The sequence below is a fragment of the Pseudomonas sp. PS01270 genome (assembly GCF_029959775.1).
Lineage (GTDB): Bacteria > Pseudomonadota > Gammaproteobacteria > Pseudomonadales > Pseudomonadaceae > Aquipseudomonas > Aquipseudomonas atacamensis.
Window position 1 is genome coordinate 1 of the sequence record NZ_JASCPT010000077.1, and the last position, 25,647, is coordinate 25,647.

Below are 25,647 nucleotides of genomic sequence, written 5' to 3' on the forward strand. Positions count from 1 at the left end.
CCTTCGCGAGCAGGCGCGCTCCCACATTCGAACGCATTTCTTCAATTGAAATACGTTCCAGTGTGGGAGCGAGCCTGCTCGCGAAAGCGGTGTGACGGGATTACAGATCGTTAAGGATATCCGCCATGTCGTCGGCGTGTTCTTCTTCCTGGGCGAGGATGTCTTCGAAGATGCGGCGAGTGGTCGGGTCCTTGTCACCGATGTACTGGATGATTTCGCGGTAGCTGTCGATGGCGATGCGCTCGGCCACCAGATCTTCGTAAACCATTTCCTTGAGTGTGTTGCCGGCCACGTATTGCGCGTGGGACATCTTGCTCAGCAGGTCAGGGTTGAACTCCGGTTCGCCGCCCAGTTGCACGATGCGTTCGGCGAGGCGATCGGCGTGCTCGGCTTCCTGGTTGGCGTGCTCGAGAAATTCGTCGGCGGCGACGTTGGCTTTCAGGCCGTTGGCCATGAAGTAGTGGCGCTTGTAGCGCAAGGTGCACACCAGCTCGGTGGCCAGCGACTCATTGAGCAAACGCAGTATTTCCTCACGGTTGGCGTTGTAGCCCTCGGTGACCGCGCCGTTTTCCACGTGTTGCCGCGCGCGTTCGCGCAGGGTTTGAACATCAGACAAATGCACGTCACTCATTTCATTCTCCTGGAGGCTAATCCGATAGGCGCCACGTTCTGAAGACGCGGTCGCTTCCCAGGTTGTGAGTCTTGAGCGGAGCGAAAAGTTTTATGCGATTTACGCCGGACGCGCTGCAGGAACTGCTGAAGACTGCGATGTCGGGAGAGTCAGACCGGTTTCGGTGGAGCGGATCGTGGCGGGCTGAAGTAGGCTCATCGTTCAGTTGTCATCGTCACGCTGGATGCTTGGCGGGCGTCTTGCAGGTCTGGCATCCACTCACCGCGCACAAGGATGTAATCCATGTCGACACGTTATCCACTGGTGCTGGTGCCGGGCATGCTCGGCTTTGTCCGGCTGGTGCTTTATCCGTATTGGTTCGGCATCATCAAGGCCTTGCGCCGTGGTGGTGCGACGGTGGTCGCGGTGCAGGTCTCGCCGCTCAACTCTACTGAAGTGCGCGGCGAGCAGTTGCTGGCGCGGATCGAGGAAATCCTGCGCGAGAGCGGGGCGCAAAAGGTCAATCTGTTTGGCCACAGCCAAGGCGCGTTGACTGCACGGTATGCGGCGGCGAAGCGTCCGGATCTGGTCGCCTCGGTAACATCGGTCGCCGGGCCGAATCATGGCTCCGAACTGGCGGATTATCTGGAAAAGCACTATCCCGCCAACAGCGCCAAGGGGCGCTTGCTCGAAGCGTTGCTGCGCCTGATCGGCTGGATCATGGCACTGCTCGACACGGGTTATCACGGGCCGAAACTGCCGGTGGATATCCACGCTTCCCACCAATCGCTGACCACGGCGGGCGTCGCATTATTCAATCAACGTTATCCACAGGGGCTGCCGCAAACGTGGGGCGGGCAGGGGCCGGAAGAGGTCAATGGTGTGCGCTATTACTCCTGGTCAGGGACGCTGCAACCGGGCAAGACCGATCGTGGCGGCAATCTTTTTGACGGCACCAACCGCAGTTGTCGCTTGTTCGCCAGGACCTTCGTCCGTGAGCCGGGGCAGTGCGATGGCATGGTCGGCCGTTACAGCTCGCATCTGGGCACGGTGATCGGTGATGACTATCCGCTGGATCATTTCGACATCGTCAATCAGTCGCTGGGACTGGTGGGCAAAGGCGCGGATCCGGTACGGCTGTTTGTCGAGCATGCGGCGCGGCTGGAGGCGGCTGGGTTATGAAAGCAGGATCAAGATCAAAAGATCGCAGCCTTCGGCAGCTCCTACCCTTGAAATGCGGTGTCCTGTAGGAGCTGCCGAAGGCTGCGATCTTTTCAATCAGGCAACGCCGATCCGCCGGCCCAGCACCGTGGTCCAGCGCTCCGACAAAACCACCCCACCCAAGGTCAGCAACCCGCCCACCAAGTGATACATCGCCAACTGTTCCTTCAACACCACTGCTGCAATCAGCGCGGTAATCAATGGCAGCAGATTGAAAAACAGCGTCGTCCGGCTCGGCCCCAGTCGCTGCACCGCCTGCATCCACGCCAGCGGCGCGACCATCGAGGCCAGCAGGCATGCATACAGCACCAGCGGTACGTTCTGCAGGTTCAGCCCGGTCTTCGGCGACATCGCGAACAACGGAAACAACACCACAATCGCCACCAGCACCTGCAAGTACAGCAGCACCAGTGGCGGCAGGCGCAGTTGCCACTTTTTCAGCAGCGTGCTGTAAACCGCATAGGCCAGCGTCGCGACCAGCATCATCGCATCGCCCAGATTGACCCCGTGTTGCAGCAGCGCACCGAGGCTGCCGGACGACACCACCACCAGCACGCCAGCGAACGACAGCACCGCGCCGACCAAGGCACCAGCCGTCAGGCGCTGGCCGAGGCTGATGATCGCCATGGCCAGCGACATCAATGGCATCAGCGACAGGATGATGCCCATGTTGGTCGCGGTGGTCAGTGTTGCGGCGAAATAGGCGAGGCTCTGATACACCGCCATGCCGAGCACGCCGAGGATGAAAATCCGCCCCAGGTTCGGCCGAATCTGCGGCCAGTGGGCGATGACTTTCTTCAGCATGAATGGCGTGAACAGCACGCCGGCGAGCAGCCAGCGGTAAAAACCGATCTCGGCGGGGAAGATCGCGCCGACCGCCAGTTTGTTGATCACGGTGTTGCCGGCCCAGATGAAAATCGCCAGCAGGGGAAACGCGTATTGCATGGGACAAAACCAGAACGTTGATGAAGGGCGATTATCGCCTGTCTGGATGCAGGCCTATACTGCGAACCGGACAACCTGCCTCTGCATCCGGACAGCATGAACAGCAAACACATCGATCTGCTCGATTTCAGCGAATTGCCGTCAGCGGTGTATTTCCGCTACGCCGATTTCAACGCCCACGAATATGCCGCGCCACACCGGCATCCTTGGGGCACGCTGGAATACGCGGCCCATGGCGTATTGCACATGGATGTCGACGGCAGCCGCTTCATGTCGCCGCCGCAGTACGCGGTGTGGGTGCCGCCCGAGGTCGAGCACAGTTTCTACAGCCATCAGCCGGTCAACTATCGCGCGGTGTGTCTTGATCCAAGTGTTTGCACACGGTTGCCGGCGCATGCCTGCACCTTGGCGATCAGTGACATTCTCAAGGCGATTCTCAAGGACTTCGCTGCCCGCGATGTGAAGATTCCGGAGCATGAGGCCGATCAGCGTCTGGCCCAGGTATTGGTCGATCAACTGCAACAGGCACCGGTGCAGGAATGTTACCTGCCGTATGCGAGCAGCCCGGGCTTGCTGACGATTCTCGACGCCTTGCAGGCCGCGCCGGGCGACAACCAACCGTTGGCGCATTGGGCCGCGCAAGTGCATGTCAGCGAGCGCACCCTGGCCCGGCAGTTTGTCCGCGAGCTGGGCATGAGCTTTGGCGAGTGGCGTCAGCGCTTGCGTTATCTGGCGGCGATCGAGGCGCTGGAAACATCGCGTTCGGTGCAGGAAATCGCTTTCGACCTCGGCTACAGCAGCGGCTCGGCCTTCATCGCCATGTTCGCCCGCCAGGCCGGGTGCACGCCGGAGCAGTATCGGCGCAGCCACCTCGAGGGCAGGAAGGTGTAACAAGCTTTGACTACACTGCGACAGAGGCCGCATCCATCGGTGCGGCAACAAGGAGAAAACTCCATGAAGATGTTGCGTGTGCCGTTGTTGATGATCGGGCTGCTTGTGTGTTCCCAGGGTTTCGCCGCCACGGCGCAACAGAACAAGATGACCACCTGCAATGCCGATGCGACCGCCAAAAGCCTGAAGGGCGACGAGCGCAAGGCGTTCATGAGCACCTGCCTGAAAGCGGCACCAGCGGCCAACGATGGCAAGGAGCTGACCCCGCAGCAGCAGAAGATGACCACCTGCAATGCCGACGCGAAAACCAAGGCGCTGACTGGCGATGCGCGCAAGGCGTTCATGAGTGAGTGTCTGAAGAAAAAATAAGGGGGGGGCGCCATGGGTGTCCGATTGACTCGGTCGGCTTGAGATTTTCCCTCACCCTAACCCTCTCCCGGAGGGAGAGGGGACCGACCGCATTGATGCCGACAGGAACTGGGGTCTGAAATACCGGGTCGATTGCGGATTCGGCACTGCCCGTTCAGGTCGGAAAATTTTTCGAGCAACCCCCAATCTGTCCCCTCTCCCTCTGGGAGAGGGCTAGGGTGAGGGGGAAATTCGCAAGCCTTGCACGAAAATCCGAAACCCCGCATATCCCTAGTGCTAACCCAGGATCGCTGGCAGACTGCCCATCCTTTCACGCCGTTCGTTTTGAGGCTGTATGCCAACGTTTTCTCAGCGTCATGTTGTGTTCTGGGTCAGTTGCATCATCATTTTTGGCGGTTTGCTGTTGGTGCTGCCGCTGCGCCTGTTGCCGAGCCTGCTGGCCGGGTTGCTGGTGTTCGAGCTGGTCAACATGCTCACCCCGCAACTGCAACGGCTGATCGAAGGGCGGCGTGCGCGCTGGTTGGCGGTGGCGCTGCTCGGCACGCTGGTGGTGAGTGCGCTGGCGCTGATCTTCGCCGGCGCCATCAGTTTCCTCCTGCATGAAGCGGAAAACCCCGGCGCCTCGCTGGATAAGTTCATGGGCGTGGTCGATCGCGCGCGCGGGCAGTTGCCGCCGTTCATCGACGCTTATCTGCCGGCCAGCGCGGCGGAATTTCGCGTGGCGATCGGCGAGTGGGCGAGCAAGCATCTGGCCGACCTGCAACTGGTCGGCAAGGACGCCGCGCACATGTTCGTCACCCTGCTGATCGGCATGGTGCTCGGCGCGATCATCGCCCTGCAGCGCATCCCCGACGTGACCAAGCGCAAGCCTCTGGCCGCCGCTTTGTTCGACCGTTTGCATCTGCTGGTGCAGGCGTTTCGTAATATCGTCTTCGCGCAGATCAAGATTTCCCTGCTCAACACCGTGTTCACCGGGATCTTCCTCGCGGTGATCCTGCCGATGTTCGGCATCAAGCTGCCGCTGACCAAAACCCTGATCGTGCTGACCTTCCTGCTCGGCCTGCTGCCGGTGATCGGCAACCTGATGTCGAACACGCTGATCACCATCGTCGGCCTGTCGCTGTCGATCTGGGTGGCGATCGCCGCGCTGGGCTACCTGATCGTTATCCACAAGCTCGAATACTTTCTCAACGCGCGCATCGTTGGCGGGCAGATCAGTGCCAAGTCGTGGGAGTTGCTTCTGGCGATGCTGGTGTTCGAAGCCGCGTTCGGTTTGCCGGGGGTGGTGGCAGGGCCGATTTATTACGCGTATCTGAAGAGTGAGCTGAAGCTGGGCGGGATGGTCTAAGGCCAGGCAACTGAATTGAATGCATCTGTGGCGAGGGGATTTATCCCCGTTGGCCTGCGCAGCAGGCCCCTGCTTTCAAGCTCAGGAGCGGGGCCGCTTCGCGGCCCAACGGGGATAAATCCCCTCGCCACAGGATAAATCCCCTCTCCACAAAGGCTCTTCGCCACAGATTGTGATCAGGCCATCGAACCGTAGCGCTTCATCGCTTCAATCGCCAAACCGCTACCAATGCTGCCAAAGATGTTGCCTTCGACATGCCGGGCGTTCGGCAGCATTGCCGAGACGCTGTTGCGCAGGGCCGGGATGCCGCTCGAACCTCCAGTGAAGAACACCGTGTCGACCTGATCGACCGCCACGCCGGCATCATTGAGCAATTGCGTAACGCTGCCGCGCACACGCTCCAGCAAAGCCTCGATCGCTGATTCGAACAGCGCGCGGCTCAGTTCGACGCTCAGCCCGGCTTCGATGCGGTCCAGCGGCACGTGGCGGCTGTCGGCGTGGGTCAGCTGAATCTTGGTTTCTTCCACTTCCATCGCCAGCCAGTGCCCGGCGCGCTGTTCGATCAGCTTGAACAGGCGATCGATGCCGCCGGTGTCTTCGATGTCGTAGCGCATGCTGCCCAGCGCCAGCGTGGATTTCTGCGAGTACACCGAGTTGATCGTGTGCCAGGTCGCCAGGTTCATGTGGTGGCTGGTCGGCATGTAGGCGCCGCTCTTCATGCGGCTGCCGTAGCCGAACAGCGGCATCAGGCCTTGCAGGCTGAGCTGTTTGTCGAAGTCGGTACCACCGATGTGCACACCGCCGGTGGCGAGGATGTCATCGTGACGGTTGTCGAGACCACGACGCTCGGGCGACAGGCGCACCAGCGAGAAGTCGGAGGTACCACCGCCGATGTCGACGATCAGTACCAGCTCTTCTTTCTCAATGGTCGACTCGTAGTCGAACGCTGCCGCGATCGGCTCGTACTGGAACGACACATCTTTGAAACCGATTTTGCGCGCCACTTCGACCAGGGTGTCTTCGGCTTCCTGGTCAGCCAGCGGATCGTCGTCGACGAAGAACACCGGACGACCCAGCACCACTTGCTCGAATTCCCGACCGGCGGCGGTTTCGGCGCGGCTCTTGAGCTGGCCGATGAACAGCCCGAGCAGGTCCTTGAACGGCATCGCCGTGCCGAGGACGCTGGTGTCGTGCTTGATCAGCTTGGAGCCGAGCAGGCTTTTCAACGAGCGCATCAGCCGACCTTCGTAGCCTTCCAGATACTCGTGCAGGGCCAGGCGACCGTAGACCGGGCGACGTTCCTCGATGTTGAAGAAGACCACCGACGGCAGGGTGATCTTGTCGTCTTCCAGCGCGATCATGGTGTCCATGCCGGGGCGCAGCCAGCCGACGGTGGAGTTGGACGTGCCGAAGTCGATGCCGCAGGCACGGGCTGGAGAGGCGTCTTTCATGTCTTTCGGATTCCGGTGAAAAAACGGCCGCGCAGTGTATGTCAGTGCGCGGCAGATTCGAAGGCCGGTCATCCGCTATTTCGCCGGCAGACAGCTTGAAAAGCGCCGCTTCGCCCCAAACTTGCTGGCATGGGCCGGCAGACACACCGGCGGTCGCAAGAACCGTCGTCCACTGCCGATAAACTTCTGCGGCGCCACCCGGTCACAAACTTGAGATCGGTCAACCCGGCACGTGCCAATCGGCGCATGCTGGTCTCGGCGCGAAATCGATAACGGATGGTGATCCTTCCATGGACTTCAAAGACTATTACAAGATACTCGGCGTGGAGCCGACAGCCGACGACAAGGCCATCAAGGCGGCCTATCGCAAGCTGGCGCGCAAATACCACCCCGATGTCAGCAAGGAAAAAGACGCCGAGGCCAAGTTCAAGGACGCCTCGGAAGCCTATGAAGCGCTGAAAAGTGCCGACAAACGCGCCGAATACGACGAACTGCGCCGTTATGGCCAGCACGGTCAGCCGTTCCAGGGCCCGCCGGGCTGGCAGAGCCGTGGCGGCTTCGGCGGCGGCGGTGGCGACACGGGCGACTTCTCGGACTTCTTCAGTTCGATCTTCGGCAATCGCGGCCCCGGTTTCGGTGGCGCCGAGAGCCGCCAATCACGCGGACGCCGAGGGCAAGACGTGGAAATGGAACTGCCGGTCTTCCTCGAAGAAACCCTGTCGAACGAATCGAAGAAAGTCACCTTTCAGGTGCCGCAATACAACGCGCACGGCCAGCATGTCAGCAACACCAGCAAGAGCCTGAACGTGAAGATTCCGGCCGGCGTCACCGACGGCGAGCGGATTCGCCTGAAGGGCCAGGGCGCACCGGGCATTGGTGGCGGGGCGAATGGCGATCTGTACCTGACTATCCGGTTTGCGCCGCACCCGAAATTCGATGTTGAAGGCGAGAACCTGATCATCACCTTGCCCCTGGCTCCATGGGAATTGGCATTGGGCACCGAAGTGGCCGTGCCAACCCTGACCGGCAAGATCAACCTCAAGGTCCCGGCCGGCAGCCAGAATGGCCAGCGCATGCGCGCCAAGGGCCATGGCCTGCTGAACAAGGCCGGCGAACGCGGGTATCTGTTCGTGCAGCTCAAGGCCGTGATGCCGAAAGCCTCCGACGATGAGGTCAAGGCGCTGTGGCAGGAACTGGCGAAGAAAGCCGCGTTCAACCCGCGAGAGAACTTCTGAACCCGACGACGGAGTAGCCCATCATGAGCAGCCCCCTGATCGTTCAACTGGACCTGGCAGAATTCTGTGAGGCGGCCGATTTGTCGGACGTCTACGTGATCGAAATCGTCGAACACGGCATCCTCGAACCTCAGGGCGCGCAGCCCCGGGAATGGCGCTTCACCGATTACGAATTGGCCTTGGCCAAGCGCGCGGCGAAGCTGCGCCGTGATCTGGAACTGGAGTGGGAAGGCGTCGCGCTGGCGCTGGATCTGCTGGATGAGGTGAAGCAGTTGCGCGCCGAGAACCGCATGTTGCGCCAGCGGTTGGGGCGGCTGGTGGTCGAATAGGTTGTTTGAGGCGATGAGATCTGACCCGGCCTCATCGCGAGTCGGCCCGCTGGTGCCGGGTTAGTGTTTGCGAGTGTTTCACCCGGTATGAACCGGCTGGATGGTCTGATAGTTTTCCGGGCACATGTTGGCAATGGATGCCGACGGTCGTAGCGCCAGCCAGACTGGCCAGCGCTGCGCAATCTTTGCAAGGAAGCCTGTCAATGCCAGTCAGACCCAAGCCGCCCAAGCCGGGCGCAGTCGATATCACCACCCCTGGGCGCACATCCCGGGATTCCGCCACGCACGGTATCGAGTCGCCGCACCTGCCCCCCGGTCCGTTCATTCGCAAGACCCCGCCCGATACCAGCGAACCCGGCAGTAGCACGCAGCAAATGGAAATTGCAGCCACGCCGCACAGCGTGCAAGTCCATCCGACGCCGTCTACCTCGGGTTCTGTCCCAACCGTTGCAGCCTCCGCGCTGGAGCGTTACCTGATTGCCTCGACAGCCCCTCTACCGCAAGCGGACGTTGACGGGTTTCGCCTATTCAAGGGTCGCCAATACGCGGACTTGCAGGGCGGTGGTACGGTGCTGATCGGCGTCGATGCCGAGACCGGTCTGCATCGGGCCCGGTTGTCCAGCGAGCTGCAGCCGTCCGGTCCAGTGCTTGCCTACGATCCGTTGAACAAGCACTGGTACTCGCTGGAGGATTTCAGCGCATCGCTGGACGCCGCCGTTGTACCGGGTAAAAGCCGCAGGGCGGCGCGGCAGAGTGATGAAGACTATGAGTCAGCCCTTGAAGAGCTGCCCGACGATGTCGATGCGGCAGATGAACATTTCTATCTGGCGTCCGAGTCGATGCCCGTCAAACCTTTCACTGCTGACGAGTTGAGTGCGATGCGCAGCGAAACGCGCTTTTCGTTTCTCAGCAATCGGCCCGGGGTCTACGACCGAGCCAATAACGGCAAATATCCATTCCGGGACATCGCCGGCACACCTATCCGCATAAAGAAGCTCCAGACCCTCGTGCGTTTCGAAGACGGCGGCCGATACACCTCCGAGCAGATCAAGCCGTACATCAAGTTTGGCGCCTACGAGCATGTCGCGCGGCTGTATGAAGAAAAGCTGCAATGGCGACTGTTCACCGAGGCCGACATGCGTGCGCCCGGTGAGCGGGCCCTGGTCGGCCAGTCCATGGTGGTTGCCAACCGGCGCATCAGCCGAGGCGAGGTGGTCGGCGTCTATGCTGGCGCCATCATGCCAGGACGTCTTGTGCCGCTGCCCCAGCAGTCATACACCATGAAGGTCGGCGTGCGTTACCAGCCAGGACCTGGATATCTGATCCCCGTCCAGCTGGCGATGGTCGGTGACACGATCATCTCCAGGATCAATACGCATTTCTGGTACAACGCAACGGGCAAGCCGGTTCGCCAGGCCACGGATGGTTATAACGTCGAATTCGTGCCATTCGATGTTGAAGCGCAACAGTTGATAGGCAAGGAACTGGTCACCCGCGACTTCATTCTCAACGCCATCTTCGCTACCGAAGATATTCCGGCAGGAACCGAGTTACGCATCAATTACAACTACAGCGACGCGGACATCGCGAAGTTGTTTCCGTGATCGCCTGAGCGATAGCTGCTGAATACGAACCAGCGAGTCCGTATTCAGCGCGCCCCCTAATCAAAACAGAAAATAGCGCTGCGCCATCGGCAGCGATTCCGCCGGTTCGCACCACAGCAACACGCCATCGGCCTTGACCTGATAGGTCTGCGGATCGACATCGATGTTCGGCAAATAGTCGTTGTGGATGAGGTCGGTTTTCTGCACGTCGCGGCAGCCCTTCACCACAGCGATCTGCTTTTTCAACCCCAGAGCCTCCGGCAACCCGGCCTCCTGCGCCGCCTGGCTGATAAAGGTCAGGCTGGTGGCGTGCAGCGAGCCACCGTAGCTGGCGAACATCGGGCGGTAATGCACCGGTTGCGGTGTCGGAATCGAGGCGTTGGCATCGCCCATCAGGCTCGCGGCAATCGCGCCACCCTTGAGAATCAGCGTCGGTTTCACACCAAAGAACGCTGGACGCCATAGCACCAGATCGGCCCACTTGCCGACTTCGATCGAGCCGACTTCATGGCTGATGCCGTGGGTAATCGCCGGGTTGATGGTGTACTTGGCGATGTAACGCTTGGCGCGGAAGTTGTCGTTGCCCTCACCGTCCTGGGGCAGTGGGCCGCGCTGTTTTTTCATCTTGTCTGCGGTCTGCCAGGTGCGCGTGATGACTTCACCGACGCGGCCCATGGCCTGACTGTCGGAGCTGATCATCGAGAACGCGCCGAGGTCGTGGAGGATGTCTTCAGCGGCAATGGTTTCGCGGCGGATACGGCTTTCGGCGAAGGCGACGTCTTCGGCAATGCTCGGGTCGAGGTGATGGCAGACCATCAGCATGTCGAGGTGTTCGTCGATGGTGTTGCGGGTGAACGGCCGGGTCGGGTTGGTCGAACTCGGCAGCACGTTGGGGAAACCGCAGGCCTTGATGATGTCCGGCGCGTGGCCGCCACCGGCACCTTCGGTGTGATAGGTGTGGATGGTGCGGCCCTTGAATGCGCCGAGGGTGGTTTCGACGAAACCGGATTCGTTGAGGGTGTCGGTGTGGATCGCCACCTGCACGTCGTACTGGTCGGCGACGTTGAGGCAGTTGTCGATGCTCGCCGGGGTGGTGCCCCAGTCTTCGTGCAGCTTGAGGCCGATGGCGCCGGCCTTGACCTGTTCGATCAACGGCTCCGGCAGGCTGGCGTTACCCTTGCCGGTCAGACCGATGTTCATCGGGAAAGCATCGGCGGCCTGGAGCATGCGCGCCAGATGCCACGGGCCGGAGGTGCAGGTGGTGGCGTTGGTGCCGGTGGCCGGCCCGGTGCCGCCGCCGATCATGGTGGTGACGCCGCTCATCAGCGCTTCTTCGATCTGCTGCGGGCAGATGAAGTGGATATGCGTGTCGATGCCGCCAGCGGTGAGGATCATGCCTTCGCCGGCGATCACTTCGGTGCCGGCGCCGATGGCGATGGTCACGTTGGGCTGCACGTCGGGGTTGCCGGCCTTGCCGATTGCGGCGATGCGCCCGTCCTTGAGGCCGACGTCGGCCTTGACGATGCCCCAGTGGTCGATGATCAGCGCGTTGGTGATCAGCGTGTCGACCACTTCGGCGGCGAGCAACTGGCTCTGGCCCTGGCCGTCGCGGATGACTTTGCCACCACCGAACTTCACTTCCTCGCCGTAGGTGGTGAAGTCTTTTTCGACTTCGATCCACAGCTCGGTATCGGCCAGGCGCACCTTGTCGCCGACGGTGGGGCCGAACATGTCGGCGTAGGCGCTTCTAGAAATCTTCATGTGCTTGCCTTGGGATTCAATGATCGTTCCCACGCTCTGCGTGGGAATGCCGCCATGGACGCTCTGCGTCCGCCTTTTGTGACGCGGAGCGTCACGGGATGCATTCCCACGCGGAGCGTGGGAACGATCCGTCAGTCGAGATCACCCATGATGCGGCCGGCAAAGCCGAACACCCGGCGATGCCCGGCGTAATCCACCAGTTCGACTTCACGGCTTTGCCCCGGCTCGAAGCGCACCGCCGTGCCCGCCGGAATATTCAGGCGCATGCCGCGACTGGCGGCGCGATCGAAGGTCAGCGCGTCGTTGGTTTCAAAAAAGTGGAAATGCGAGCCGACCTGAATCGGCCGGTCGCCGCTGTTGGCGACTTTCAGGCTGAGGGTGCGACGGCCGACGTTGAGTTCGATGTCGCCGGGCTGGATCTGGTATTGGCCAGGAATCATCGCTGGGCTCCTTGCAGGACTTTGTAATAGAGAGCGGTCGGACGATAGGTGCCGTTGGGGTCGCAGGCGTAATCGGGGATTTCGCCGGCGCGCACGTAGCCCAGCGCCTTGTAGAAATCTTCTGCCGGCGAGCCGGCCTCGGTGTCGAGATAGAGCATGCCGCGCTTGTGCTTGGGCGCTTCGAGTTCCAGCGCCTGCATCAGTTGCTGACCGAGACCGCGCCGACGCGCGTGTGCGCGCACCAGCAGTTTCTGCACTTCGGCGCGGTTCAGACCATTGGCCTTCTGGCACAGGCCCAGTTGCACGCTGGCCAGCACCTGCTCGTCCTTCACCACCACCCAGAGCAGCGTGCTGCCCTTGTTGATGTTGTCCTGCACCTCATCGAAATACGCGCGCGCCTGGGCGGCATCGAGGTCGGCCATGAAGCCGACGCTGGCGCCGTAACCGACGGCGTCGAGCAGCAGATCGATCAGGCCCTGGCGATAGTGGGCAAAGCTCTCAGCGTTGACGCGGCGCAACTGGGCGGCGTTCATCGACATCACTCCTTGTGGGCATCCGGTGGCTGTGCGCCGGGATTGAGGGTCAACTGCATGAAGGTCAGGTCGAGCCAGCGGCCGAACTTGGTGCCCACTTGCGGCATCTGCCCGGTGACGCTGAAACCGGCGCGCTGGTGCAGGCGGATCGAGGCAGCGTTGCCGCTTTCGATGGCGGCGACCATGACGTGTTTGCCGCAGGTGCGTGCGCGTTCGATCAACGCGGTCATCAGTTGCGGGCCGAGGCCGTTGCCGCGTTGATCGCTGCGCACGTACACCGAGTGCTCGACGGTGTGACGGAAGCCGTCGAACGGCCGCCAGTCGCCGAACGAGGCATAACCCAGCACTGCGTTTTCATGGTCGGCGATCACCAGAATCGGATACGCCTGCAACTGACGCGCGTCGAACCATGCCTGGCGATTGCCGAGGTCGACCGCTTGTTCGTTCCAGATCGCCGTGGTGTTGAGCACGGCGTCGTTGTAGATGTCGCGGATCGCTGGCAGGTCGGCCCGGCTCGCATCGCGAATGCTGTAAGTCATGGCGCGGCCTCAGACGATCGGCTGGTGAACGGTGACCAGTTTGGTGCCGTCGGGGAACGTCGCCTCGACCTGGATCTCCGGGATCATTTCCGGGATGCCTTCCATCACTTGTTCACGGCTGAGCAGGGTGGTGCCGTAATGCATCAGCTCGGCCACGGTCTGGCCGTCGCGGGCGCCCTCGAGCAGCGCGGCGGAGATGTAGGCCATGGCTTCCGGGTAATTGAGTTTCACGCCACGGGCCAGCCGCCGCTCGGCGACGAGGCCGGCGGTGAAGATCAGCAGCTTGTCTTTTTCGCGTGGGGTCAGGTCCATGGTTCGGGTTCCATCAGGGCAGATTCGGGTGGCTCTCGAGAAGTGTGGGGTGCCAGTTGGAGCAGCCCCTCACCCTAGCCCTCTCCCGAGGGAGAGGGGACTCATCTTGGTTGTTTTCGATGGCCAATTCAGTCAGCAATATTCGTTCAGGCAGATAAATTCATTTCAGACGACTCGGTCAGGCTCCCTCTCCCTCCGGGAGAGGGCGGGGGGTGAGGGCCGGGGTTCAGGTGCTCCATATTCTTGGCGCGATAGCTTCGCGGCCCAGCAGCGCAGGCCTTAGCAGTCGCCATAAATCAATCAGCCAGGCGCGGGCGAGCAACGCCTCACTGGCCAGACAACGAGCCACCAGCAGTCCCGGCAATTGCGTCAGATCCCCTCGCACCTCATGCCCCAGCGAGCGGCAGCGCTCCAGCAACTCGGCCTCAATCTCACCGGTCACCAGCATCGTTGCGAACACCGGATTGCCATCCAGGCCGATCGGCGAGTCGAGTAAACCGTCCGCACCGACAATGCGCTGCCGTTCGTGCCAGAGCAACTGACCATCGCGGCGGATATCCAGGTGCGCCTGAAAATGCCCGAGGTCAAAACGCTCGCCGCTGGCCGGACGACCGAGCGCCACCACGTCCCAGTAGAACAGCCGCGCATCGCCTTCAAGCTCGATCGTTGTGGCCAACTCGGCCTGCGCGGCGCTGTAGACGATGGTTTCCTGCGGCAGCCATTCCAGGGTCGCGCCGGCAGCGACTTGCAAGTCGAGCTGCTGATACGCCGGCCCGCCCGCGCGATACCACTTGGCGGCGCCGGGGCTGGTGATCTGTGCCCAGGCGTTGTGCTCGACGCGCGCGCTGATATCGAGCCGATCACCACCGGCAATTCCGCCCGGTGGGTGGACGATGATGTGCTGGCAGACCTCGGGGCCTTCGGCGTACAGATGCTTTTGCACGCGCAGCGGGCCGAGGTGGCGGCGCATGACCGGGCGCGTGCAGTCGCCGAAACGCGCGTAGGCCAGTTCCAGCTCGGCGTGCCAGCTCGGGGTAAACAGGGCAGGTGCAACAATCGAATTCATGGTTTTGTGATTATCGTTAGGAAGCTACAGATTAGACCGGCGCGTTAGATCGTGACCAGCCCGCGTACACCCTCGGCCTCCATATTTTCACCGCGACCCTGCTGGACGATCTCGCCCCGCGACATCACCAGGTATTGATCGGCCAGTTCGGCGGCGAAATCGTAGAACTGCTCGACCAGCAGAATCGCCATGTCACCGCGCGCCGCGAGCTGCTTGATCACCGCGCCGATTTCCTTGATCACCGACGGTTGAATGCCTTCGGTGGGCTCATCGAGAATCAGCAGGCGCGGGCGGCTGGCCAATGCGCGGCCGATCGCCAGTTGCTGTTGCTGACCACCGGACAGATCGCCGCCACGGCGCTGCTTCATTTGTAGCAGCACCGGGAACAGTTCGTAGATGAAACCTGGAACTTCTTTGGCTTCTGAGCCTGGAAACCGTGACAGGCCCATCAGCAGATTTTCTTCTACCGTCAGGCGCCCGAAGATCTCACGGCCCTGCGGCACGTAGGCGATACCGGCATGCACACGCTGGTGCGGTTTGAACGTGGTGATCGGTTTGCCTTCCCAGTTCACCGCACCTTCCTTGGCCGGCAGCAGGCCCATCAGGCATTTGAGCAGGGTGGTCTTGCCCACGCCGTTACGGCCGAGCAGGCAGGTCACTTCGCCGACCTTCACGTCAAAGCTCAGGCCACGCAGGATGTGGCTACCGCCGTAGTACTGATGCAGCTTGTCGACTTGCAGCATGTCCAAATTCTCCCCCGGTGATCGTTCCCACGCTCTGCGTGTGAACGCATCCCGTGACGCTCCGCGTCACATAACGGCGGACGCAGAGCGTCCATGGCGGCATTCCCACGCAGAGCGTGGGAACGATCTAGGTCTTCAGCGGCCGAGGTAGACCTCGATCACCCGCTCGTTTTCCTGCACTTGCTCAAGCGAGCCCTCGGCCAGCACGCTGCCCTGATGCAGCACCGTGACGTGGTCGGCAATCGAGCCGACAAAGCCCATGTCGTGCTCGACCACCATCAGTGAATGCTTGCCGGCCAGCGATTTGAACAGCTCGGCGGTGAACTCGGTTTCGGCGTCGGTCATGCCCGCCACCGGTTCGTCGAGCAGGAGCAATTGCGGGTCCTGCATCAGCAACATGCCGATCTCGAGAAACTGCTTCTGGCCGTGGGACAACAACCCGGCCTGGCGATTGACCGAGGTGGTCAGGCGAATCGTCTCGAGCACTTCGCTGATGCGATCCTTCTGCTCGCCACTCAAGCGCGCACGCAAACTGGCCCACACCGACTTGTCGGTCTTCTGCGCCAGCTCCAGGTTTTCAAATACGCTCAAGGCTTCGAATACCGTCGGTTTCTGGAATTTGCGGCCGATGCCGGACTGGGCAATCTGCACTTCGCTCATCTGCGTCAGATCCAGGGTTTCACCGAACCAGGCCTTGCCGTGGCTGGGCCGGGTCTTGCCGGTGATCACGTCCATCAGCGTGGTCTTGCCCGCGCCGTTGGGGCCGATGATGCAGCGCAGTTCGCCGACGCCGATGTACAGGTTGAGATTGTTCAAGGCACGGAAGCCATCGAAGCTGACGCTGATGTCTTCCAGGGTCAGGATGGTGCCGTGGCGCGTATCGAGGCCCGGGCCGACGCGCTGGCCGAGGCCGATCGAGTCGCGGCTGGTGCCTTCGTCCTTGTTCGGTTCCACGGGGAAAAACGCCGGCTCCAGCATGAATTCAGCACTCGCTGTGACTCTCATTGTTCACCTCGTTTCTTCAGCAGACCGATCACGCCCTTGGGCAGGTACAACGTCACGACGATGAACAGCGCGCCGAGGAAGAACAGCCAGTATTCCGGGAAGGCCACGGTGAACCAGCTCTTCATGCCGTTGACCACGCCGGCGCCGAGCAGCGGTCCGATCAGCGTGCCGCGCCCGCCCAGGGCGACCCACACCGCCGCTTCGATCGAGTTGGTCGGCGACATTTCGCTGGGGTTGATGATGCCCACTTGCGGCACGTACAGCGCTCCGGCGAGACCGCACAGCACCGCACTCAGCACCCAGACGAACAGCTTGAAACCGCGCGGGTCGTAGCCGCAGAACATCAAACGGTTTTCCGCATCGCGCAACGCCGTCAGCACCCGGCCGAACTTGCTCTGCGCCAGGCGCCAGCCGATGAACAGGCTGGCCACCAGCAACAGCACGGTCGCCAGAAACAGCACCGCGCGGGTGCCCGGTTCGGTGATGCCGAAACCGAGAATCGTGCGGAAATTGGTGAAACCGTTGTTGCCGCCAAACCCGGTCTCGTTGCGGAAAAACAGGAGCATGCCGGCGAAGGTCAGGGCCTGGGTCATGATCGAGAAATACACGCCCTTGATCCGCGAACGGAAGGCGAAAAAGCCGAACACCAGCGCCAGCAGACCCGGCGCCAGCACCACCAGACACATGGCCCAGAGGAAGCTGCTGGTGCCGATCCAGTACCACGGCAATTCACTCCACGACAGGAAAGTCATGAACGCTGGCAAGCCATCGCCGGCCGCCTGCCGCATCAGGTACATGCCCATCGCGTACCCGCCGAGGGCGAAGAACAGACCGTGGCCCAGCGACAGCAGGCCGGCATAGCCCCAGACCAGATCCAGCGCCAGGGCGACGATGGCGTAGCAGAGGATTTTGCCGACCAGGGTCAGCGTGTAGGCCGAGACGTGCAGGGCATTGTCTGGCGACAACAACGAGAGCAGCGGCAGAACGATCAGCAGCGCGAGAATCACCCCGCCGACCGCGAGCGTGGCTTTCGGCCCGGCCTTTTGTGTGGCCGTGACTAACAGAGGCTGGTTCATCAGTCGATCACCCGTCCTTTCAGTGCGAAGAGGCCTTGCGGACGTTTCTGAATGAACAGAATGATCAGCGCGAGGATCAGGATCTTGCCGAGCACCGCACCGATCTGCGGTTCGAGAATCTTGTTGGCGATGCCCAGGCCAAATGCGGCGAGCACGCTGCCGGCCAGTTGGCCGACGCCGCCGAGCACGACCACCAGGAACGAGTCGATGATGTAGCTCTGGCCAAGGTCGGGACCGACGTTGCCGATCTGGCTCAGCGCCACGCCGCCCAAGCCGGCGATGCCCGAGCCGAGACCGAAGGCGAGCATGTCCACGCGCCCGGTCGGCACGCCGCAGCAGGCGGCCATGTTGCGGTTCTGGGTGACGGCGCGCACGTTGAGGCCGAGGCGGGTCTTGTTCAGCAGCAGCCAGGTCAGCACCACCACGAACAATGCGAAAGCGATGATGACGATGCGGTTGTACGGCAGCACCAGGTTCGGCAGCACTTGAATGCCGCCGGACAGCCACGCCGGGTTGGCCACTTCAACGTTCTGCGCACCGAACAACAAACGCACAAGCTGAATCAGCATCAGGCTGATGCCCCAGGTCGCGAGCAGAGTTTCCAGCGGCCGACCATAGAGATGGCGAATCACCGTTCGCTCCAGCGCCATGCCAATGGCGGCGGTGACGAAAAACGCCACCGGCAGCGCGATCAGCGGATAGAACTCGATGGCCTGCGGCGCGTAACGTTGGAACATCAACTGCACGACATAGGTCGAGTAGGCGCCGAGCATGAGCATCTCGCCGTGGGCCATGTTGATCACCCCGAGCAGGCCGAAGGTGATCGCCAGACCGAGGGCGGCGAGCAGCAGAATCGAGCCCAGCGACATGCCGCTGAAGGCCTGGCCGAGCACTTCGCCGATCAGCAGTTTGCGCTTGACCTGAGCGAGGCTGGTTTCAGCGGCGGTGCGCACGCCGGCATCGCTTTCCACGCCCGGTTCGAGCAGACCTTCAAGGCGCGTGCGTGCCAGCGGGTCGCCGGTTTCACCGAGCAGACGTACCGCCGCAAGGCGCACCGCCGGGTCGCTGTCGACCAGTTGCAGATTGGCCAGCGCCAGGCTCAAGGCGGCATGCACGCTTTCATCTTTTTCCCCAGCGAGTTGCCGGTCGAGAAATTTCAGCTGCGCGGGTTTCGCGCTTTTCTGCAATTGCTGCGCGGCGCCCAGACGGATCTTGCTGTCAGCGGCGAGCAATTGATGGCTGGCCATCGCGGTGTCGATCAGACCCCGCAGGCGATTGTTCAGGCGCAGGGTTTTCGCTTGGCCGTCGATCGTCAGCTCGCCTTGCTGCAGGGCGTTGAGCAATTCGATACGCGCCGGATCGGGCTGCGCTGCCCAGGCTTCCAGCAGTTTGGCCTGTTGCATCGGATTGGCCGCGACGAAGTCTTCGGCATCGCCGGCGTGGGCCAGGAGTGGCAGCAACAGTGCGATGGCGAGAAGTACGCGGTGTATGGCAGTGGGCATTAGTGGTGTCCTGTTCAACCGCCCCCTCACCCTAACCCTCTCCCGGAGGGAGAGGGGACTGACCGAGGTGTCTGGACGATGTGCTGCGACCTGCGAACTCGAGTCGAACTCAGGGTCTGAAGAGCATGAAGATCGGCTCCCTTTCCCCCTCTCCCTGAGGGAGAGGGCTGGGGTGAGGGGGAAGTCTCATGCTCGCCTCAAAAACTGAATTCGCCTCAGTTGCTCTTCACCGCATAATCCGGCTTCTTGTCGTTGCCCTGAATGTACGGGCTCCATGGTTGCGCGCGGATCGGGCCTTCGGTCTGCCACACGACGTTGAACTGCCCGTCGCTCTGGATTTCGCCGATCATCACGGGCTTGTGCAGGTGATGGTTGGTCTTGTCCATGGTCAGGGTGTAGCCCGATGGCGCAGCAAAGGTCTGCCCGGCCAGTGCTTCGCGCACTTTGTCGACGTCAGTGGATTTGGCTTTCTCGACCGCTTGCGCCCACATGTGGATGCCGACGTAGGTGGCTTCCATCGGGTCGTTGGTCACGGCTTTATCGGCGCCCGGCAGGTTGTGTTTCTTCGCATAGGCTTTCCAGTCCGCGACGAATTTCTTGTTCGCAGGGTTCTCCACCGACTCGAAGTAGTTCCACGCCGCGAGGTTGCCCACCAGCGGTTTGGTGTCGATACCGCGCAGTTCTTCCTCACCGACCGAGAAAGCCACCACCGGTACATCGGTGGCCTTCAGGCCCTGGTTGGCCAGTTCTTTGTAGAACGGCACGTTGGAGTCGCCATTGACGGTCGAGATGACGGCAGTCTTGCCGCCGGCGGAGAATTTTTTGATGTTGGCAACGATGGTCTGGTAATCGCTGTGACCGAACGGCGTGTAGACCTCTTCGATGTCCTTGTCGGCCACGCCTTTGGAGTGCAGGAATGCGCGCAGGATCTTGTTGGTGGTGCGCGGATAGACGTAGTCGGTGCCGAGCAGGAAGTAGCGCTTGGCGCTGCCGCCTTCTTCGCTCATCAGGTATTCAACGGCGGGGATCGCTTGCTGGTTCGGCGCGGCGCCGGTGTAGAAGACGTTCGGCGACATCTCTTCGCCTTCGTATTGCACCGGGTAGAACAGCAGGCCATTGAGTTCTTCGAACACCGGCAGTACCGATTTACGCGATACCGAGGTCCAGCAGCCGAACACCACCGCGACCTTGTCCTGGGTCAGCAGCTGTCGGCCCTTTTCAGCGAACAGCGGCCAGTTGGAAGCGGGGTCGACCACCACCGGCTCGAGCATCTTGCCGTTCACGCCGCCCTTGGCGTTGATCTCGTCGATGGTCATCAGCGCCATGTCCTTGAGCGACGTTTCGGAGATCGCCATGGTCCCGGACAACGAATGCAGAATCCCGACCTTGATGGTCTCGGCGGCCTGGACAGTCCAGGTCATGCCCATCGCGGCAATGGATGCCGTGAGTGTGAAAGCCTTGATCAAACTGCGACGCTTCATTGTGCGATCTCCATGAACATTCGATTTTTTCTGGTTGGCAGATGCGGACGACTGAAGGTGTGTTTTGCAAAGGCTGTGCCCGGTCGCGTTCAGGCAAGAAAATGTCGTGCCAGAGCGCTTGCGCGCTGTGGGCGTGCACCAGGAGGGGACGGTAGTCGGGCGGTGGTGCGTCCAGCTGCGCCAGATTGGGGCGCGGGCTGTCGCGTAGATGCGGATACAGAAACGATAAACATGTACCACAGCAGGTGAAACCCGACGGCCCACACTCACGCGCTCATCCCGATTCTCAGCGCAGGTTTTTATGAGTCATGTCTCAGGCCGATCCGGTCGTACCGCAAGTTCTTCAGCAACGTTCAAGCTGCCGCCACTGAGCCCGGCTTTTCTGACTGAAGAGGACGCCGCCTATTGGGTGCACACGCGGATTCCACTGAACCCGGACAAAGAGTACGGCAGCGTGATCCTGCTGCGTCCGGACGGGAAATTGCTCGCCACTTCACCCATCGCCGGGCAAGCCACGGGTTTTGACTTCGGCACAATTGTGCAGACCGATGTCCTTGGCGGCATGCTTCATCCGCTGGGCTACCGGTGCGTCGCCAGCGTTCACAGCCATCCGCCGATCCATGCCGAGTTCCGCAATGGCAATCGGCGTCAGGATGAAACGCTGCTTCGGCTGTTCATGAGTTTCTATTCAGGCGGCGATTTCATTGGCGATGTGTCGGCGCGGGATTTTTTCCGCAGCGCTTACCTTTCAGGCCCGGATGGCAGCTTGCTCAAATACGTCTCGAGCGGCTCGCCCGAGGAGCGCGACTACTTTCTCTGGCAGCAGTCAGGCGGGCCGTCGGGCCATCCGGCGGGGGCCTATGACGTGATGGCGGTGATCAACAAACTGGCGACCGTGGGTGAACTCAAAGTCATTGTTTCGAATGCCGACTGGGGCTACTCGGTGGGGCGCGTACCCGCGGACTGGAAGGCCGGCGCGTCGTTTTCAAAGGGTGTGGTCACCGAACTGCCGCTGATGACCCGTGTCTGCGTCAATGCCGAACGCGCCGTGCTGGCCGCGTTGAAATCCAGAGGCGCGCACGCAGCGGGTCTGCTGTTGAAGAAGTTGACTGGCGAGGAGTATGTCGCCACCCATGCGCGCCCGGCCGGCCTCGCCGCTTGGGATCCTGAGCGAATATTTCCGGTTGATGCCCAAGGGCAATTGCAGCTGCCCAGGGGGTATTTGCTGGAGGGCTTTTACTTTGCCTCGCGGCCCGACCCTGCACAGTTTCCACCTGGCCAGCCGTGGCTCTACGAGAACTTCTTCACGCCCCGGGAGATCGCCTGGGCTATCGAAGCGAATGCCCGCAGCCAACATCTGGCGCAAGCGGGGCGTGCGTTGTCGCTGTACATGCGGGCGCAGGATCATGCGATGTTGAAGTACCGCTTCAGCGGCGATTCTATCGAAGCGGCACTGAGCGTTACGCAGTCGGACGGCACGGTCAGTGACAACGGTGTGCAGGCAAGGCTGTTGGCCGGCACACTGGATACCCGCGCATTTGTTTCAATGCTGGTACTGGCCGGGACCCTGGAGGTCGTGCGCGGCAGTGCGTTGTGGGCGCATCTGGGGCGGGTGGGTCTGCAATGGCAGCCCTTCGCCAATTTCCCCTGGCCGCGATTGAGCCGGGCTTTTCTGGCGGCCGATGATGCGGTTCGCCATGCCCATGAGCTCGTGGGCATTCGCCGTGATCAGCAGCACGCGGGGTATGTTTTTCAGCGTAGCGACAAGCGTTTCGTGGTGACCGAACCCTTGCCCGGGGATATCGATACGCTCAGCCAGGGGCGGCTTTATCCTCTGGACAATCACGGTCGGCCGGTGTTTCCAGACGACCACACCATGCATGCGCGTTATGTCGCTCACGTTGCGCTTTCGCAACTTGACCCGGTGCATATCCGGTATCTGCGCTGGACCCGTGCCGAGGCTCTGCTGGACGTGCAGATGCTCAACGTTGACGAGCTGCGGCAGACCCTGCTCGACGGGATCGCTCTGTATTGCTCTGGTGCTGGTGACAGCCTGATCAGGTTCCAGCCCTACACCACCATCGTCGCCAGGGAGCTGGCCAGACGCCTCGGCACTGGCAAGCACCCGGGCGAGCTAGCCAGTGCGCTGCGCAACGGCACTGAACGGCCACAAGCCTTTGTGCGTGAACAGGCGCAGGCCGGCGTCTTGTTCAACCTGATCGATCACGCACTGTGGGGCTATCGCGGGCAAATCGGCGCTGACTGGAGCCTGCCAATAGCGTCAGTGGCTGAACCAGGCGAGTCTGAGCCGCCGCTGCCGACGTTACCGAAACCGTCATTGCCAGATCTCTCTTTGCAGCCATATCCGCCAACGCAAGTGCCTGCGCCTGGCGCCACGACAATGCCGTGGAAGCGTCCTGCGAGGATTTTCTTTGGTGCGGTGTTTTCCTCGGCGGACGAGGCAGCACTGAGTCAATCCAGTACTGACGTGCATTTGCACGACGAAAAGAAAACCTGGTTCGGCTTCATTCTCAAGCGCGTGGGGCGGGAGGAATACATCGCCAGCGAGCTGATACCCGTCAGCGATAGCGGCACCAATCTGTTTCGTCAGGAGTCGGTGTTCAGTTCCAGCAGGACAGCTCCCTGGTATCAGTACCCGGATGGCTTCGACCTGCATGCCGTGTATTACATGCACCAGCGAATCGGGGAAACCTTGCGCCATCCCCAGGACTGGCTCGCGCATTACTTCGTCACGCCAGAGACGCTGACCGTTGCCATGTATCTCTCCGAGCGGCGCCCGGTCGTCGCCCCTGGCCGGCACAGAACTTTGTATATCGCCACTGGTGATGGTGCTCTGCTCAGGTATGTGTTCAACAGCTCCAGCAAGTTGTTCTACGACGACAGCTCGCAGACGACGCTGCAAACGCTCAAGGACGATCTCGCTGCGCAAAGGCTGTTGCCATCCGACTTCGTGCACACCGTGGTCGACAGTGGTCAACTTGACGTGCTGCGTACGAGTCTGTGCTGGGACCGGCCGGGTTTGGTCAAGAAAACCTGGCAGCCTTACGCAAATCTGCAGCGACGCGCCCTGGGGCCGGTTTTTCACAGTGCCGACGATGCGGCGGTGCATGCCCGATCGCTGTTGCCGCAGAGCACCGACAAACTCTATGGCGGTGTCATTCTGAAACGCTCCGACGGCCTCTACGTCGCTACCTCGCCGATTGAAGTGACACGCGAAAATTTCGACAGTAGCGAGATCATCGCCGACGAGACTCGCGCTGCCGGACTGTTTCCAGAAAATTGCCGGATCGTTGCGCGTTACCGCTCCAGAGTCCCGAGGGAGCTGTCGGTAGCGTTTTCGGCCATCGACAAACAGATCTACTTGAACATGCTGTCGGTCGATACCTTGTACTCGGCATTCACCCGCAAGCCTGTGGTCTGGGATGAATACCTGTTTGCGCCGGACGGTGCGACGATTCGCTATCAGCCTGGGTTGTGGGAGCGTCTGCGCGCCGATCTGTCGATTGCCCTGACGGCAAGCAATAGCCTGCCCGCATCACTGGATGGCGAGACCATCAAGCAGCGCCTTTACAGCGGTGAATTGAAACCGATCGACTGGATCGACTCGCTCGCCAGAACCGGTTATTTGCAGGTCGTCACCGGCAGTGACCTGTGGGGCCTGCCCCGGCAAGTATCGCGCTGGGTGCCGTTCTCCGCCGATTTGCAGATCGTGACGGATTACAGCAAAGCCGCTACTGCGGCGGTGTGCGGCCCGTTATTTCTTCAGGCGGATGCGGCCGCTCGATATGTCCATGAGCTGGCGGTGAGCCGCGATACGCAGACTTTCGGTGTCATCCTGCGCTCGGACGGCGGTGTGTTTCTTGCCAGTCTGCCGCTGACTGCACAACGGTCTGCGCTGGCTCTGGACCGGATTTTCGAGCACGGGCGACTGCCATCAGGCTTTCTGCTGGATTCGATTTATCTGCGCGCCGTCCTGCCACCGCTTGGCGCACGGCCCAGGGATATCCGGCATGTGCTGATCATGCCCAGCGAAGTCCAGCAGGCGTGTCGACGGGCCAGTACGCCACAGGGTTACAAGCCGATCTACTTCTCCTGCGCCGACGGAGCGCTGCTGAGGCTGCAACTGCACGCGTTCGAGCCCGGCACGTTCTTCGACCGGTTCGGGCAAGTGGAATTGCGCCCCAACGCTTTTGTGTCAATGGAGCAGGCGGCGATTGATGAACGCAACAACAGCAAGGGCACTTTCAGCCTTGTCGAATACGTAAATCGGATGGCGCGAGCCGGTGACCTGCATGTCATTGAAACCAGCGCCTGCTGGTCTCGCCGTGGTCGGGTCGGGGAGGACTGGCAACCGGGCCTTGCCGAGATATCTCGTGAGCGCCATTGGCAAAATCATCCAGTTCCGGCGCAGGGACCGATCTTCCAGCATCCCGACGATGCTGCCCGCTATGCCCAGCAACGGACCGACAATGAAATACTCGCTCGGACCGGCTATGAGGGCGCGGTTCTCGGGGAAGACTCCGGCCAGCGCTTTGTCCCGCTGGAGCCTGTTGCGTGGTTCGCCAACGAGGAGAATCTTCGTCTGCGTCTTTTCCGTACTGCCGAGGACCCTGCGACCGACTGGCGCCGACCGGCACCGCGCTTCCCTGACGGTTATGCCGTCGTGGCCAGTCATCAATTCAGCCTGTCGGGCAATACCTTGCTGGTCGCTGACAACGAACAGATCCGCAGTAATTTCGCCGAACCCGCGCTGGTGTATGCACACACCCACGAGTTGAAAAACCAAGGTTTCGATATTCGTGGGTATTACTACTCCACGCCCGGCCATGAGTTGCTCAAATACACGCCAGTGTACTCAGACGCCGAACGGGATCTGCTGCTGACCCGTTCGGTCGTTTATGAAAACGGGCAATGGGTCAGCCGCCTCACGCCTGGGCAATTTGTCTCGCGACTCCTGCAATTGGGCGAATTTCAGGTGTTGGTGGCAGGCGCGTATTGGCGCCATACCGGGCACCTGGGCAGTGGTTGGCGAATCCGTCGGCAACAGCCGGCGGCCGAAGGTGCCGTGCGGATCAGAGATGAGTTGTAATTCCAATGCCGAGTGTGGGGGGGGGGCGGGGGGCCCCCCCCCCCCCACAGCCGCGGGGGTGGACGGGGGGCCGGGG

General features: G+C 61.5%; 22 protein-coding genes. 8 read left to right on the forward strand and 14 right to left on the reverse strand.

Annotated features, from left to right (window positions below):
• Nucleotides 1-100 precede the first annotated feature (100 nt).
• Complete coding sequence (locus QMX86_RS19235; RefSeq protein ID WP_016771904.1) at nucleotides 101-631, reverse strand: ferritin-like domain-containing protein; 531 nt, start codon at nucleotides 629-631, stop codon at nucleotides 101-103.
• A 282-nt stretch (nucleotides 632-913) separates the two neighbouring features.
• Between QMX86_RS19235 and QMX86_RS19240 the strand changes: the two genes are divergently transcribed.
• Nucleotides 914-1,792 carry a triacylglycerol lipase gene (locus QMX86_RS19240; protein WP_282387437.1) on the forward strand — a complete coding sequence of 293 codons (879 nt, stop codon included), beginning with the start codon at nucleotides 914-916 and terminating at the stop codon, nucleotides 1,790-1,792.
• A 96-nt stretch (nucleotides 1,793-1,888) separates the two neighbouring features.
• Here QMX86_RS19240 and QMX86_RS19245 read toward each other — a convergent pair whose 3' ends face one another.
• The gene (locus QMX86_RS19245) at nucleotides 1,889-2,776 is read right to left on the reverse strand and encodes a DMT family transporter (protein WP_282387439.1); all 888 of its coding nucleotides are present in this window, start codon (nucleotides 2,774-2,776) and stop codon (nucleotides 1,889-1,891) included.
• Nucleotides 2,777-2,872: 96 nt separating this feature from the next.
• Here QMX86_RS19245 and QMX86_RS19250 point away from each other — a divergent pair, with 96 nt between their 5' ends.
• From QMX86_RS19250 to QMX86_RS19260, 3 genes are all read left to right on the forward strand, one after another.
• Nucleotides 2,873-3,667 carry a helix-turn-helix transcriptional regulator gene (locus QMX86_RS19250; protein ID WP_282387441.1) on the forward strand — a complete coding sequence of 265 codons (795 nt, stop codon included), beginning with the start codon at nucleotides 2,873-2,875 and terminating at the stop codon, nucleotides 3,665-3,667.
• Between the two features lie 63 nt (nucleotides 3,668-3,730).
• Nucleotides 3,731-4,036, forward strand: coding sequence for a PsiF family protein (locus QMX86_RS19255; RefSeq protein WP_016771900.1), 306 nt, complete (start codon nucleotides 3,731-3,733; stop codon nucleotides 4,034-4,036).
• A 334-nt stretch (nucleotides 4,037-4,370) separates the two neighbouring features.
• A complete protein-coding gene (locus QMX86_RS19260) occupies nucleotides 4,371-5,384 on the forward strand; it encodes a membrane protein (protein WP_016771899.1) in 1,014 nt (337 codons plus the stop codon).
• 176 nt (nucleotides 5,385-5,560) lie between these two features.
• On the opposite strand, the gene QMX86_RS19265 is transcribed toward QMX86_RS19260, so the two are convergent.
• Nucleotides 5,561-6,835 carry an Hsp70 family protein gene (locus QMX86_RS19265; RefSeq protein WP_016771898.1) on the reverse strand — a complete coding sequence of 425 codons (1,275 nt, stop codon included), beginning with the start codon at nucleotides 6,833-6,835 and terminating at the stop codon, nucleotides 5,561-5,563.
• A gap of 290 nt (nucleotides 6,836-7,125) precedes the next feature.
• Between QMX86_RS19265 and QMX86_RS19270 the strand changes: the two genes are divergently transcribed.
• The 3 genes from QMX86_RS19270 (at nucleotide 7,126) to QMX86_RS19280 (ending at nucleotide 10,003) form a co-directional block, all read left to right on the forward strand.
• Nucleotides 7,126-8,070 carry a DnaJ C-terminal domain-containing protein gene (locus tag QMX86_RS19270; RefSeq protein WP_024011397.1) on the forward strand — a complete coding sequence of 315 codons (945 nt, stop codon included), beginning with the start codon at nucleotides 7,126-7,128 and terminating at the stop codon, nucleotides 8,068-8,070.
• A gap of 23 nt (nucleotides 8,071-8,093) precedes the next feature.
• Entirely contained in the window at nucleotides 8,094-8,399 is a 306-nt protein-coding gene (locus tag QMX86_RS19275; RefSeq protein ID WP_016771896.1) for a chaperone modulator CbpM, read from the forward strand.
• A gap of 203 nt (nucleotides 8,400-8,602) precedes the next feature.
• The gene (locus tag QMX86_RS19280) at nucleotides 8,603-10,003 is read left to right on the forward strand and encodes a hypothetical protein (RefSeq protein ID WP_282385429.1); all 1,401 of its coding nucleotides are present in this window, start codon (nucleotides 8,603-8,605) and stop codon (nucleotides 10,001-10,003) included.
• A gap of 60 nt (nucleotides 10,004-10,063) precedes the next feature.
• On the opposite strand, the gene ureC is transcribed toward QMX86_RS19280, so the two are convergent.
• The 11 genes from ureC to urtA form a co-directional block, all read right to left on the reverse strand.
• Nucleotides 10,064-11,764: an urease subunit alpha gene (ureC, locus tag QMX86_RS19285; RefSeq protein ID WP_282385427.1), complete on the reverse strand. Its 1,701-nt coding sequence runs from the start codon at nucleotides 11,762-11,764 to the stop codon at nucleotides 10,064-10,066.
• A gap of 131 nt (nucleotides 11,765-11,895) precedes the next feature.
• Nucleotides 11,896-12,204, reverse strand: a complete 309-nt coding sequence (locus tag QMX86_RS19290; protein WP_073471739.1) for an urease subunit beta — start codon at nucleotides 12,202-12,204, stop codon at nucleotides 11,896-11,898.
• Nucleotides 12,201-12,737: a GNAT family N-acetyltransferase gene (locus QMX86_RS19295; RefSeq protein WP_071174263.1), complete on the reverse strand. Its 537-nt coding sequence runs from the start codon at nucleotides 12,735-12,737 to the stop codon at nucleotides 12,201-12,203. Before QMX86_RS19295 ends, QMX86_RS19290 begins: the two co-directional genes overlap by 4 nt.
• 5 nt (nucleotides 12,738-12,742) lie before the next feature.
• Complete coding sequence (locus QMX86_RS19300) at nucleotides 12,743-13,276, reverse strand: GNAT family N-acetyltransferase (RefSeq protein WP_071174264.1); 534 nt, start codon at nucleotides 13,274-13,276, stop codon at nucleotides 12,743-12,745.
• A 9-nt stretch (nucleotides 13,277-13,285) separates the two neighbouring features.
• A complete protein-coding gene (ureA, locus tag QMX86_RS19305; protein ID WP_003221215.1) occupies nucleotides 13,286-13,588 on the reverse strand; it encodes an urease subunit gamma in 303 nt (100 codons plus the stop codon).
• 226 nt (nucleotides 13,589-13,814) lie between these two features.
• Nucleotides 13,815-14,654 carry an urease accessory protein UreD gene (locus QMX86_RS19310; protein ID WP_282385422.1) on the reverse strand — a complete coding sequence of 280 codons (840 nt, stop codon included), beginning with the start codon at nucleotides 14,652-14,654 and terminating at the stop codon, nucleotides 13,815-13,817.
• A 44-nt stretch (nucleotides 14,655-14,698) separates the two neighbouring features.
• Entirely contained in the window at nucleotides 14,699-15,397 is a 699-nt protein-coding gene (gene urtE / locus QMX86_RS19315; protein WP_016771889.1) for an urea ABC transporter ATP-binding subunit UrtE, read from the reverse strand.
• Between the two features lie 135 nt (nucleotides 15,398-15,532).
• Nucleotides 15,533-16,375 (reverse strand): urea ABC transporter ATP-binding protein UrtD, encoded by an 843-nt coding sequence (gene urtD / locus QMX86_RS19320; protein ID WP_172834043.1) that lies wholly within the window; start codon nucleotides 16,373-16,375, stop codon nucleotides 15,533-15,535.
• Between the two features lie 23 nt (nucleotides 16,376-16,398).
• Nucleotides 16,399-17,478, reverse strand: coding sequence for an urea ABC transporter permease subunit UrtC (gene urtC, locus QMX86_RS19325; protein ID WP_282385420.1), 1,080 nt, complete (start codon nucleotides 17,476-17,478; stop codon nucleotides 16,399-16,401).
• On the reverse strand, nucleotides 17,478-18,980 hold the full coding sequence (urtB, locus tag QMX86_RS19330; RefSeq protein WP_122707780.1) for an urea ABC transporter permease subunit UrtB: 1,503 nt from the start codon (nucleotides 18,978-18,980) through the stop codon (nucleotides 17,478-17,480). The genes urtC and urtB overlap by 1 nt, the downstream gene beginning before the upstream one ends.
• A gap of 215 nt (nucleotides 18,981-19,195) precedes the next feature.
• Nucleotides 19,196-20,461 (reverse strand): urea ABC transporter substrate-binding protein, encoded by a 1,266-nt coding sequence (urtA, locus tag QMX86_RS19335; protein WP_016771886.1) that lies wholly within the window; start codon nucleotides 20,459-20,461, stop codon nucleotides 19,196-19,198.
• A gap of 301 nt (nucleotides 20,462-20,762) precedes the next feature.
• On the opposite strand from urtA, the gene QMX86_RS19340 reads away from it, so the two are divergent.
• Nucleotides 20,763-25,571, forward strand: a complete 4,809-nt coding sequence (locus QMX86_RS19340) for a DUF4329 domain-containing protein (RefSeq protein WP_282385416.1) — start codon at nucleotides 20,763-20,765, stop codon at nucleotides 25,569-25,571.
• Nucleotides 25,572-25,647 lie beyond the last annotated feature (76 nt).